Annotated in this window: 11 protein-coding genes; 8 read left to right on the top strand and 3 right to left on the bottom strand. The window is 66.6% G+C overall.

Annotated elements, in window-relative coordinates:
• Window position 1 precedes the first annotated feature (1 nt).
• Together BAY15_RS00780 and BAY15_RS00775 are read right to left on the bottom strand one after the other, a co-directional pair.
• Window positions 2–958, bottom strand: a complete 957-nt coding sequence (locus BAY15_RS00780) for a Ku protein (protein WP_068848079.1) — start codon at window positions 956–958, stop codon at window positions 2–4.
• A 96-nt stretch (window positions 959–1,054) separates the two neighbouring features.
• Window positions 1,055–1,453, bottom strand: a complete 399-nt coding sequence (locus BAY15_RS00775) for a hypothetical protein (protein ID WP_068848077.1) — start codon at window positions 1,451–1,453, stop codon at window positions 1,055–1,057.
• Between the two features lie 154 nt (window positions 1,454–1,607).
• Here BAY15_RS00775 and BAY15_RS00770 point away from each other — a divergent pair, with 154 nt between their 5' ends.
• A complete protein-coding gene (locus BAY15_RS00770) occupies window positions 1,608–1,949 on the top strand; it encodes a hypothetical protein (RefSeq protein ID WP_068848076.1) in 342 nt (113 codons plus the stop codon).
• A gap of 21 nt (window positions 1,950–1,970) precedes the next feature.
• On the opposite strand, the gene BAY15_RS00765 is transcribed toward BAY15_RS00770, so the two are convergent.
• Complete coding sequence (locus BAY15_RS00765; RefSeq protein WP_068848073.1) at window positions 1,971–4,106, bottom strand: TonB-dependent receptor family protein; 2,136 nt, start codon at window positions 4,104–4,106, stop codon at window positions 1,971–1,973.
• Between the two features lie 149 nt (window positions 4,107–4,255).
• On the opposite strand from BAY15_RS00765, the gene BAY15_RS00760 reads away from it, so the two are divergent.
• From BAY15_RS00760 to BAY15_RS00730, 7 genes are all read left to right on the top strand, one after another.
• Window positions 4,256–5,458: an aromatic amino acid transaminase gene (locus BAY15_RS00760; RefSeq protein ID WP_068854474.1), complete on the top strand. Its 1,203-nt coding sequence runs from the start codon at window positions 4,256–4,258 to the stop codon at window positions 5,456–5,458.
• Between the two features lie 155 nt (window positions 5,459–5,613).
• Window positions 5,614–6,627, top strand: a complete 1,014-nt coding sequence (locus BAY15_RS00755; protein WP_068848071.1) for a class 1 fructose-bisphosphatase — start codon at window positions 5,614–5,616, stop codon at window positions 6,625–6,627.
• Window positions 6,628–6,728: 101 nt separating this feature from the next.
• Window positions 6,729–7,439, top strand: a complete 711-nt coding sequence (locus BAY15_RS00750; protein WP_068848069.1) for a 2OG-Fe(II) oxygenase — start codon at window positions 6,729–6,731, stop codon at window positions 7,437–7,439.
• A gap of 319 nt (window positions 7,440–7,758) precedes the next feature.
• Window positions 7,759–8,079: a SymE family type I addiction module toxin gene (locus tag BAY15_RS00745; RefSeq protein WP_068848065.1), complete on the top strand. Its 321-nt coding sequence runs from the start codon at window positions 7,759–7,761 to the stop codon at window positions 8,077–8,079.
• A 100-nt stretch (window positions 8,080–8,179) separates the two neighbouring features.
• Window positions 8,180–8,560 (top strand): tautomerase family protein, encoded by a 381-nt coding sequence (locus BAY15_RS00740; protein ID WP_068848063.1) that lies wholly within the window; start codon window positions 8,180–8,182, stop codon window positions 8,558–8,560.
• A gap of 139 nt (window positions 8,561–8,699) precedes the next feature.
• The gene (locus tag BAY15_RS00735; RefSeq protein WP_068848062.1) at window positions 8,700–9,101 is read left to right on the top strand and encodes a GFA family protein; all 402 of its coding nucleotides are present in this window, start codon (window positions 8,700–8,702) and stop codon (window positions 9,099–9,101) included.
• 153 nt (window positions 9,102–9,254) lie between these two features.
• Window positions 9,255–12,605, top strand: a complete 3,351-nt coding sequence (locus BAY15_RS00730; RefSeq protein WP_068854473.1) for a response regulator — start codon at window positions 9,255–9,257, stop codon at window positions 12,603–12,605.

Below are 12,605 nucleotides of genomic sequence, written 5' to 3'. Positions count from 1 at the left end.
CTTACCCGGCCTTGCGCGTCGGCGCGCTCTTGGCAGGCTTCTTCGTCGCCTTCGTGGCTTTGGTCGCCTTGGTTGCCGCCTTGGTGGTTTTGGCTGCCTTCTTCGCAGGTGCCGCCTTCTTCACCACCTTCGACACCGCCGTCTTCTTGGCCGGGGTCCGTTTCTTCGCATCCAGGCTCTTCTGCAGCAGCGACATGAAGTCCACCACGTTGGTGGTGGCGTCATGCGGCGCGGCCGGCTCGTCTTCCACGGTGGTGGTGCCGCCCTTCTGTTTGATGCGCTTGGTCAGCACTGCCTGCAGGCGTTCGCGGAATTCGTCGTGGTAGTCGTCCGGCTTCCATTCACCGGACATCGATTCGATCAGCTGCTCGGCCATCGCCGTTTCCTTGCTGCTGATCCGGTAGTCGGCCAGCGAGCCGGTAGGCAGCTTGTGTTCTTCAGGATCCACCAGCTCCTGCGGGTAGCGCAGGATGAGCAGCACCAGCGCATGCTCGTGCGGCATCACCGCGCACAGGTATTCGCGGGTGCGCACCACCACGCGGGCAATCCCCACCTTGCCGGTGCTGCGCAGGGTTTCGCGCAGCAGCACGTAGCCCTTCTCGGCTTTTTTGCCCGGTACCAGCAGGTAGGGCTTTTCGAAGTAGCGCGGGTCGATCTGGCTTGCGTCGACGAAGCTTTCCACTTCCACGGTTTCGTGGCTTTCCGGCGCGGCCGATTTGATATCGGCCTCATCCAGCACGACATAACTGCCCTTGTCGTATTCGTAAGCCTTGACGATGTCCTTCCACGGCACTTCTTCGCCGGTATCGGCGTTGACCCGCTCGAAGCGGATCGGCTTGCGGTCGCGTGAATCTAGCATGCGGAAGCTGAGGTCGGTCTTGCGCTCGCCCGACATCAGCGACACCGGCACATTCAGCAGCCCGAATGACAGGGTTCCAGTCCAGATCGGTCGGGCCATGGCGGCGCCACTCCAGTGCAAGGCGGGAGGCCAGCTGTACCGCGCAGGGCGTGAAACGCCCGTGTCCGGCCCGTAAAGGCCGGCTGCACGCGCCGCTTACTGCAGCTGCCCGTGCACTGCGGCGGCGGGCATGTGGTCCAGCGCCATCCAGGCGTCCTCGACGATCGCGCGCGCCTGCTGCCAGCCCAGCCGTGACTGGCCGCGCATCTGTTCCCAGTGCTCGGCCAGCTCGCCGTCGGTGTCGTCGTCGCTGCCACGCGGCCAGTCTGCATAGTGGGTGGTCAGCGCGAAGGCATACGCCGGGTAAAGATCCTTCCAGCTGCGCCTTCCCTGACTGCGGCGGCGTTCGTAATCGCTGCGCATGTACTGCAGGTAGTCCTGCGCCACGGCCTCCGGCTCTTCGGCGCGCGGACGACGGCCGCGGCGCGCGTTCCGGTCCGGCTGCAGGTAGGCGTTGAACAGCGCGGGTGCGGTACGGCGATCCAAGCGGGGCATGGCACGTCTCCGGCAGGGGTGGGGGTTGGCAGGAATAGCCCCGCCGCCGTTATCCAGCCGTGACAGATCCGTTGAGATCGGCGCGCTCCGCTTCACGTCGGCCTCCCCTCCGGGGTGCGTACAGTCCAGCCAACCCTCCACGGAGACCACCACCATGCAACGCGATCCCCTGCGCGAAGCCACCGCCCCGGTACCGGGCGAACAGCGCGCCAAGCACGACCTGCAGAACGAAGAAGACCGCGGCGCCGGCATGTCGCCCTCCGAAGCGCCCGAGCACATGCGCACCGGCATCGACCCGGTCCACGTCGGTGAGGTGCACCCCTCCCGCGACCGTAAGGACCCGGCCGCCGCGCCGCACCCGGGCGGGGAAGAGCATGAGCACCACCGCGCCGCGCGCAAGGCGCACGAGAGCGACAACCAGGACGAGGCGTTGGAGGAGACGTTCCCCGCCAGTGACCCTACGTCGCCGTTCGTGCCGGCCAAGATTCCCAAGTGAATGGGGCAGGGTGGGCGTGGATCATTGCCACGCCCACTGCACCCCCACGCTGTAGCGTCGGTCCGGCCCCGGTTCGAAGAACCGCTGGTTGCCGTCGTTGACGATCACCGAGCCGATGTAACGCTGGTCCAGCACGTTGTCCACCCTCGCGAACACCCGCAGCGCGCCCTGCGCGGTGGTCCACCTGCGGGCCGCTTCCAGATTGAACAGGGCATACCCTGGCGCCTGGTCGGTGGCCAGGTCATTCACCACCGTATCGCTTGAGGCCACCACCTCGCCGGCCCACTGCCACGCGCCGGGCTGGTACTGCAGCCGCCCGAACCACTGCTGCTCCGGCACGCCGGGCAGCCGTGAGCCGGCCGCCACCACCGTGTTGGGGACGGCGCAGCCCGTGCCCGCGCACACCAGATACGGCTCGCGCACCGTGGCTTCCACGTAGGTATAGGCCAGGCTGGCCTCCAGCGCCGCGGTGATCGGCAGCTGCAGGCTGGCTTCCACGCCCTGCCGGCGGGTCCTGCCGATGTTGCGGTAGGTGCTGCGCCCGTTGGTGTTGCTGGCCACGGCCAGCTCGTCATCGGTATCGGCGCGGAACACCGCTGCATCGAAGGACGCGCCACCGGCACCGCGCCACTTTCCGCCCAGCTCCAGGTTCCGGCTGCGCGCGGCCGAGAGGTTCAGCGCCAACCCGGCCGCGCCATCTGACCGGTAGCCCAGTTCGTTGAAGGTGGGCGTTTCAAACCCGCGTCCGGCCGAGGCATACACCCGCCAGGCATCGCTGGCGTGGAACACCACCCCGGCCACCGGCGTGGTGGCGGAGTAGTCGCGCGCGCCGCTGTCGTCCGGGTTGCGCGCGGTGACGTAGTGGTCGTTGGAGCGGAACCGCACCTCGCTGTGGCGCACGCCCAGCAGCAGCGACCAGCGCGGCGCCCACTGCCAGAACGCCTGCGCGAACTGGTCCACGTTGCGCACCCGGTCGGCCTGGTCGCGCCGCAGTGCGCCGCGCACACCCAGCGTATCGCCGACGAAATTCTCATAACCGCGTCGATCCTGCTGCTGCTGGTCGGCATTGGCGCCGATCACCACTTCCAGCGGCCGCCCGGCCCAGTCGCCCTGCCAGCCCCAGCGCAGGTCCAGCCCGCCATAGCCGCCGTCCAGGTCGATCACCCCACCGGCGTGCAGCGGGTTGGCCTGCGGCCCCGGCGGAATGGCCAGGAACTGCTCCACGCTGCGCTGCCCGGCATAGCCCATCGCGCGCCAGGTCTGGGCCCCTTGGGTGCGGGTGAACACCAGCCCAGCCTGCGCCTGGCGCACCGATTTTCGGGTGTTGTACTGGGTGGCCACCGCCGTGGCCTGGCGCGGGTCCTGCCGCACCTGCTCGCGGGTGAGGCCCAGCGGGTCCTTCGCGTCGGGGGAATCGAAGTAGTTCAGCACCAGGTCCAGCTGGCCGCCGCCCACGTCGGTGCCCAGCCGCGCGTTCACCGATTCGCGGCGCGCTGCGCTGTGCTCGCGCCAGCCATCGGTGCGGAAGTGGTTGGTCGCCACGTTGTAGCGCACCGGGCCCTGCTCGCCGCGCAGCTGCGCCCCGGCGCTGAGCGTGCCGTCGCTGCCGCCGGCCACCCGCAGCCGCCAGGGATCGCCGGCCTGGCCATCGGCGCTCCACACCTGCACCACGCCGCCGGACGAGTTTCCGTACAGCGCCGAGAACGGCCCGCGCAGCACCTCTACGCGCTGGGCGGAAAGCATGCTGGCGTGCGAGAGCTGACCCTGCCCATCGGGCATGGTGGCCGGCACCCCGTCCACCAGCACCCGCACCCCGCGCACCCCGAAGGTGGAACGCGCGCCGAAGCCCCGGATGGAAAGCTGGGTGTCCTGGGCCAGGTTCTGGCGGTCGCGTGCGACCACGCCGGGCACCCCGCTCAATGCGTCAGCGATCTGGGCCAGGGTGCCGTTGGCATCGTCATCCAGCCACACCGTGCTGAGCGAGGCCGGCAGATCCACATCGGCCACCTGCTGGCCCCGTGCGGCCTGCACCTGAACCGTGGGCAGCCGCTCGATCGGGGCAGCGGAAACCGGGGCAGCCTGGGCCTGTGCCAGGTTCGGCAGGGCGGTGGCCGAAAGCAGCGCACACCAGTACGCCAGGGGGGTAAGACGGAACATGCGCAGAGGGGAATCTCCAGAAAATGAGCACCGCACGACAGGGTACGGTCCCAAGCGTGACGGCAGCCGCCGCGCCCACGCCGAGGCTTTGTTACGATGAGGTAGTTTCGCGCCAACCTCCCCCATCCGTCATCCGAATGAGTACCGCCGTGTCCTTCTTTGCAAATGTGGAACTGGTCCCGGGCGACCCGATCCTGGGCCTGACCGAGGCATACAACGCCGACAGCCGCCCCACCAAGGTCAACCTGGGCGTGGGCATCTATTACGACGAAAGCGGCCGCATTCCGCTGCTTCGCGCCGTGAAGCAGATCGAGCAGCAGCTGGCTGGCGAAGCCAAACCGCGCGGCTACCTGCCGATCGACGGCCTGCCTGCCTACACCCAGGCCACCCGCGAACTGGTCTTCGGCAAAGATTCGCCGCTGCTGGCCGCCGGCCGCGTGGCCACCTCGCAGACCATCGGTGGCAGCGGTGCCCTGCGCGTGGGCGCGGACCTGCTGCACCGCCTGCTGCCGCACGCCACCATCGCCATCAGCAACCCGAGCTGGGAAAACCATCGCGCGGTGTTCGGCGCGGCCGGCTTTGAAGTGGTCGAGTACGCCTACTTCGACCCGGCCACCCACGGCGTGGATTTCGCCGGCATGCTGGCTGACCTGAACAAGCTGCAGCCGGGCACCGTGGTGCTGCTGCACGCCTGCTGCCACAACCCCACCGGCGCCGACCTCACCGTGGCCCAGTGGAAGCAGGTGGCCGAGCTGCTGAAGGAACGCCAGCTGTTCCCGTTCATCGACATGGCCTACCAGGGCTTCGACAAGGGTATCGACGAAGATGGCGCCGCCGTGCGCATCATCGCCGAGGCCGGCATCGACAGCTTCGTGGTCGCCAACTCGTACTCCAAGTCGTTCTCGCTGTATGGCGAACGCGTGGGCGCGCTGTCGGTGGTGGCCCCGGATGCGAACGCCGCCAAGGCCGTGCAGTCGCAGGTCAAGCGCATCATCCGCACCATCTACTCCAGCCCCTCCACCCACGGCGCGGCCCTGGTGGCCGGCGTGCTGACCAGCCCCGAGCTGCGCCAGCTGTGGGAGCAGGAACTGACCGAGATGCGCGAGCGCATCCACGCCCTGCGCCACGGCCTGGTGGACAAGCTGGTGGCCGCCGGTGCACCGGAGTTCGCCTTCATCAACGACCAGGCCGGCATGTTCTCGTATTCGGGCCTGAGCCGCGCGCAGGTGGACCGCCTGCGCGACGAGTACGGCATCTACGCCGTGGGCACCGGCCGCATCTGCGTGGCCGCGCTGAACCAGGGCAACCTGGAGTACGTGGCCAAGGCCGTGTCGACCGTCGCCAAGGGCTGAGCTGCTGCAACGGTGAAATGAAGGACGGCCGCCACGTGCGGCCGTTTTTCTTTTCGTGCAGGCAGGTTGAAACCGGTTACGTGTCCCGGTTGCCTCGTAATGCCCTGCCGAACGGGCCACAATACGGCCCCCGAAATGTCTTTGGCAGCCATTCCATGTCCCGTACGTCGCTTACCCGGTACCTGATTGAAGAGCAGCACGCAGGCCGCATCAATGCCGACCTGCGCCAGCTCATCGCAGTGGTTGGCCGCGCCTGCACCAACATCTCCATCGCGGTCAGCAAGGGCGCGCTGGGCGGCGTGCTCGGCGACGCCGGTACCGGCAACGTCCAGGGCGAGGCGCAGAAGAAGCTCGACGTGATCAGCAACGAGATCCTGCTCGAGGCCAACGCCTGGGGCGGCCACCTGGCGGCCTGTGCCTCCGAGGAAATGGACCACTGCCAGCCCGTGCCGGACACCTACCCGCGCGGCGACTTCCTGCTGCTGTTCGATCCCCTCGATGGCAGCTCCAACATCGACGTGAACGTCTCGGTCGGTACCATTTTCTCGGTGCTGCGCAGCCCGGCGGGCACCGAACAGCCCACCGACGAGAGCTTCCTGCAGCCGGGCACCGCCCAGATCGCGGCGGGCTACTGCATCTACGGCCCCAGCACGCAGATGGTGCTCACCACCGGCCACGGCACCCATTCGTTCACCCTGGACCGTGAAACCGGCGAATTCGTGCTCACCCAGCGTGACATGCGCATTCCAGAGGACACCCAGGAATTCGCCATCAACATGTCCAACCAGCGCCATTGGGAAGCCCCGATGCAGGGCTACGTGCAGGACCTGCTGGCCGGCAAGGAAGGCGCGCGCGGCAAGAACTTCAACATGCGCTGGATCGCCAGCATGGTGGCCGACGTGCACCGCATCCTTACCCGCGGCGGCATCTTCATCTACCCGTGGGACAAGAAGGACACCAGCAAGGCCGGCAAGCTGCGCCTGATGTACGAAGCCAACCCCATGGGCCTGCTGGTGGAACAGGCCGGCGGCGCCGCCACCACCGGCCGCGAGCGCATCCTGGACATCCAGCCCGACCACCTGCACCAGCGCGTGCCGGTGTTCCTCGGCTCACGCAACGAAGTGGCCGAAGCCACCCGCTACCACCGCGAGCACGACGCCCGGGCCTGACGTAGCGCGACCCTTTGTGACCCCGTTCCCAATCATGGCAACGGGGTGACACCTGCACCAACACAGGTCACCATCGGGCTGAAACGCCCACGGATGACCCCATGCCGGCCGATACCCCTCTCGACTTCATCGAAGTAATCCACAACGCCATCCCCGTTGAGACCTGCGCCGCCATACAGGCCCAGATGCGCGCCAGCGCACAGTTGAAGCCCGGCGAAGTAGGCAGCGGCGTGTTCCCGGAACTCAAGCACAGCAAGGATCTGCGCATAAGTGGGCGTCCCGAGTGGCGCCAGGTGGAAATCCAGCTGCAACAAGCAGTATTCAGCGGGGTTTTGACTTATCTACGCCGTTATCCACAGGCGCTGATCTCCCCGCTGATGTTGCAGGTTCAAGACAACGATGGCACCGCGCGCCGCCTGAAGGCTGAAGATTTCCCCGGCATGGACGACAACGCGCTGTCCGAACTGGCCCGTACCTGCCTGCGCCCGGGCGCCATCAACCTGCAGTGGTACGCGGCGGGCGAGGGCGGTTACCCCTATTGGCACTGCGAGCTTTACCCGCGCGACCCCGGTGCGGAGACCCTGCACCGGCACCTGCTGTGGACGCTGTACCTCAACGACGAGTTCGACGCCGGCGAAACCGAGTTCCTGTTCCAGGACCGGAAGATCGCCCCGCGCACCGGCAGCCTGCTGATTGCGCCTACCGCATTCACCCACACCCACCGGGGCAACCGCCCGCAGGGCGGGGACAAGTTCATTGCGACAAGCTGGATCCTGTTCCAGAGCGCGGAGAAGCTTTACGGGGGTGGGTGAGATGCGTGGGCTGGTTCACACAGAAACACCAATCGGAATGCTGCAACGGGCTGCACGCGTCACCAGTAGGCTGTGCCTACTGAAATCGAAAATTCAACAGAAACAATCGTTTTGTGTTGCGCAGCCGACGTCTGCATGGTGGGTGCCGGAGCTCAAAAACTCCGCATAACCGAAAATAGTGGATGCCCCATGTCGGGAGGGTGGTTAATACAAGACCCTTTACGGGGGAATACGCCCGCCGTCTGGTTATGCACGGTTTTTGACCTCCCGACGCCCTCGCCCTCACCGGCGGGGGCCATTCCCCGTTTGGAGGCAAACCATGAAGAGCGACCCGGCCCAGCCGACTGAAGACCACCGCGTCCCGCGCGAGCGGTGGATGCAGTACAGCCAGATCAACAACGTACGTGCGGTTCCGCAGATCTTCGAGCGCGACCGCGACCACTTTGGCCCCGTTCCCTTTGTGATGCTGCGCGGCACCTGGCTGCGCAGGTTCGGCTTTGACGTGGGTGTCCATATAAGGATTGAAGTGGTCCACGGCCAGATCACCGTCAGGCCGCTTTGGAACGACGGCCAGTTCAAAGACCAGGCCACAGCGGCAGACAAGCCCATCACCTGGCGCGCGCAAGTAAAGGACCGCTGAGGACCGAGGCTGGGCGGGCCCCCACGCAGCGCCATGTAGTGGCACCGCACCCGCCCATGTGCTTCCATTGCCAGGCACACAGATCCGTGAGGAGTCCGCCATGCCTTTGGCCCGCATTGACCTCCGCAAAGGCAAGACCGCCGCCTACCGGCAGCAGGTTGGCCAGGTGGTGTACGACGCCATGCTCAGCATCGGCGTGCCGAAGGATGATCGCTTCCAGATCATCCAGGAGCACGAACCGGATGGACTCATCTACGACCCCGGCTACCTGGGCATTGCGCGCACCGATGACTTCATCTGCATCCAGGTCACCTGGAACGAGGGCCGCACGCTGGAGCAGAAGAAAGCCTTCTACAGCGCCGTCGCCCATGGCCTGCACGAAGCGGTGGGCATTCGCCTTGAGGATGTCTTCATCAACCTGGTGGAGGTGAAGCGCGAGAACTGGTCGTTCGGCAATGGTGTGGCGCAGTATGCGACGTGAGCCTCCCATCGAAGATCAGACCGCGCTCTGCCCGCGTTGCGGAGTGGATGCCGTGGTGGGCTTCAATGGCCCAGTGGATGCGACGTGGATTCGGTCCGGGCACCAGATTGGATTTGGTTAGAGCCAAGGTGAACTGCACATGCTGAAGGAAGTTGGCGGCGTCCCCATCCAACCCAAGCACCGCGCCACGTGCCACTGCGGCGCCGTGGAGCTGGAGCTTGATCTTCCCAACGGCATCGAGAGCCCACGCCGGTGTGACTGCTCGATCTGTCGGCGCAAAGGCGCGGTGGTGGCTTCGGTGCCTCTCTCCGGGCTTCGTGTCGTGAAGGGGGCAGAGCACCTCAAGCGCTACGAGTTCAACACACACACGGCCAAGCACTACTTCTGCAGCAACTGCGGCATCTACACCCATCACCGACGCCGCTCGAACCCTCATCAGTACGGGTTCAACGTCGGGTGCCTGGAAGGCATCAACCCCTTCGCCATACCCTACGTTCCCGTGGAGGATGGAGTTCACCATCCAGCAGACGGAACAGTCTGACAAGCGATCCGGCAAGGGTTCCGCAGCCTGCGCGCGTGATAATCTGATGGGTTGCACCCACCCACCTGCCAACCCATGCCCACCACGCCCAAACCCCGCGTTGCCACCCAGGCCGGAACCGGCGTCCGCACGCTTTGGCCCCTGCTGGCGGTCATGCTGTTCTTCCTCGGCAGCGGGTTCCTGGCCGGCAAGAACATCCACACCATCCGCGAGGGCAACGCCCTGGTCATCCGCTCCCAGGAGACGATGACCGCGCTGGGCGATGTGCTCTCTGCGGTGCAGGACGCCGAGACCGGCCAGCGCGGCTATCTGCTCACTGGCGATGACAGCTACCTGGAGCCCTATCGCACCGCCCTGGGGGTAGCCAGCACCCGGCTGGAGACAGTGGAAAAGTCCTTGGCCGATGACCCGGCCCAGGTCGACCGGCTCAAGCTGCTGGCACGGCGGGTCCAGGACAAGCTGGACGAACTGCATGAAACCATCGAGGTGCGGCGCACCCAAGGCTTGGAGCCCACCCTGGAGGTGGTCGGTTCCAACCGCGGCAAGGCAGCCATGGACGACATCCGTGCGCGCCTGGCCTCGATGGGGGCCATCGAACTGGACAAGCGCGCCAAGCGTCTTGAAGAGATGGAATCGGCCTACAACGCGGCGCTGAGCTCCGGCGCGGCCAGCGCGGTGCTGGGCATCGTGCTGACGATCTTCATCGCCATCCTGCTGCGCCGCCATACTCGGGCCCGCGAGCGCGATGCGTGGTTGCAGCGGGGTCGGCTGGAGCTCACCACCGCCACCGGTGGCGACCTGGACAGCGGTTCGCTCGCGCGGGCCAGCTTGGGCTTCCTGGCCGGCTTCACCGGCGCACAAGCCGGCATGTTGTTCGTGCCGGAGGACAACGGCTTCCGGCAGATCGGTGCGGTGGGCACCGCGTCCGCCCCGGACGGGACCGCCCAGTTGCGCGACAGCGGCAGCCTGCTCGGCCGCGCGGTGGACGAGAAGCGCGTGCTGGTGGTGTCGGACGTGCCGCCGGGCTACTTCACGGTCGGCTCCGGGTTGGGGCAGGCGCAGCCGCGCCACCTCGTCATCGCTCCCAGCATCCACGAGGGCGAAGTGAGCGGGGTGATCGAGCTGGGCTTCTTCAGCGCGGTGCCAAGCGAAGTGGTGGAGCTTCTCCAGCTGGCATCCGGCGACATGGCGGTAGCGCTGCGGTCGGCGGCCTACCGCGCCAAGCTTTCCGAGCTGTTGGCACAGACCCAGCGGCAGACCGAAGCGCTGCAGGTGCAGAGTGAGGAACTGCGGGTTTCCAACGAGGAACTGGAGGAGCAGAGCCGGGCGCTGCGCGGCTCCCAGCACGAGCTGGAAGAGCAGCAGGCCGAGCTGGAGCAGACCAACAACCAGCTGTTCGACCAGTCGCAGCAGTTGGAGAACGAGCGCGACAAGTTGGCGCGGGCCAACGCGGCCATCGTGGCCGAGGCGGACAAGGTACAGCGCGCGAGCCAGTACAAGTCCGAGTTCCTGGCCAACATGTCGCACGAGCTGCGCACGCCGCTCAATTCGGCACTCATTCTTTCCAAGCTGCTGGGCGACAACCGCGACGGCAACCTGAGCGCGGAGCAGGTGAAGTTCGCGCGCACCATCCATTCGTCCGGCACCGACCTGCTCAACCTCATCAACGAGATCCTGGACCTGTCCAAGATCGAGGCCGGGCACATTGAAGTGCACGCCGAGCGGTTCGGCGTGGAAAAGCTGCTGACCGACATCTCGGCGCTGCTGGGCCCGGTAGCCAGCGAGAAGGGCCTGACGCTGGACGTGTCGATGACGGCCGATTGCCCGGTGGTGATCGAATCCGATCGCCAGCGCATCGAGCAGATCCTGAAGAACCTGCTGTCGAACGCACTGAAGTTCACCGAAACCGGAGGGGTCACGGTGTCGGTTTCGTCGGCCGGGAACGGCAAGGTGGCGTTCGCAGTGACCGACAGCGGGATCGGCATTGCGCCGGAGCAGCAGGCACGCATTTTCGATGCCTTCCAGCAGGCCGATGGTTCGATCAGCCGGCGCTATGGCGGCACGGGCCTGGGGCTGTCCATTTCCCAGGAACTTGCACGCCTGCTGGGCGGCGACATCACGGTGGAAAGCGAGCCCGGCAAGGGCAGCTGCTTCCGGTTGGTGGTCGCCACACGGCTGGCAACCACCGAGCGCCCTGCAGCGCCTGAAGCGCTGCCAGTGCCGGCGCCCGCACGCGCGGCATTCGCAGCGGGTGGTGTGGCCATGGCGCTGGAAGCGCGCCCCGTGGTCGCCCCAGGCAGCAAGGCCAGCAGCAACGGCCGCGGCCTGATCCTGATCATCGAGGATGACCCTGCCTTCGGCCAGATCGTCAGCGACCTGGCGGTGGAGATGGGCTTCCGAGCACAGGTGGCGCAGACGGCGGCAGAGGCCCTGGCCGCCGCGCGCACGGAGCTTCCGCACGCCATCGTGCTGGACATCGGCCTGCCCGACCAATCCGGCCTGTCGGTGCTGGACGTGCTCAAGCACGACATCCGCACGCGGCACATTCCCATCCATGTGGTGTCGGCGACGGACCATTCGCGCAAGGCGCTGGCGCTGGGTGCGGTGGGTTATCTCGGCAAGCCGGCCACCCGCGAGGAGCTGGGCAACGTGCTGCTCTCGCTGGAGCGCAGGCTGTCGCAGCGGCCGCGCCTGGTGCTGGTGGTGGAAGATGACGATGTGCAGCTGGACGCGGTGCGCCAGCTGCTGGCGCTGGCCGATGTGGAAACCATCGGCGCGCGCTCGGCCTCGGAGTGCCTGCAGGCGCTGGCCCAGCATACATTCGACTGCATGGTGCTGGACCTGAGCCTGCCCGATGCCTCCGGCTTCGAGCTGCTCGAGCTGCTCAGCGAGCAGAGCCCGCATGCGCTGCCGCCGATCATCGTCTACACCGGCCGGGTGCTGTCGCCTGCCGAAGAGGTGCGGCTGGGACGGTACTCGAGTTCGATCATCATCAAGGGCGCGCGCTCGCCCGAACGCCTGCTCGATGAGGTCACGCTGTTCCTGCACAAGGTAGTGAGCGACCTGCCCGAATCACAGCAGGGCATGATCCGTTCTGCGCAGCACCGCGACACCGCGTTGGAAGGCCGCCGCGTGCTGGTGGTCGAGGATGATGTGCGCAACATCTATGCGCTGATGAACGTGCTGGAGCCCCACGGGTGCAAGGTCACCATCGCGCGCAACGGCCAGGAAGCCATTGACGTGCTGACGGCGGCCGTCGGCGGCCCGTCGCCCATCGAACTGGTACTGATGGACATCATGATGCCGGTCAAGGATGGCCTTACCGCCACCCGTGAGATCCGCCAGGACGGGCGCTTCGGCAAGCTGCCGATCATCGCCCTCACCGCCAAGGCGATGCCCGATGACCAGCAGCAATGCATCCAGGCCGGTGCGAACGACTACGTCGCCAAGCCGCTGGACGTGGACAAACTGGTGTCGCTGATCCGGGTGTGGTTGATGGCGTGA

Source organism: Stenotrophomonas rhizophila, from assembly GCF_001704155.1.
In the GTDB taxonomy this organism is placed as follows: Bacteria; Pseudomonadota; Gammaproteobacteria; order Xanthomonadales; family Xanthomonadaceae; genus Stenotrophomonas; species Stenotrophomonas rhizophila_A.
Note: the sequence above shows the minus strand (reverse complement) of the source record. Positions and strands in the feature narration are given on the sequence as shown.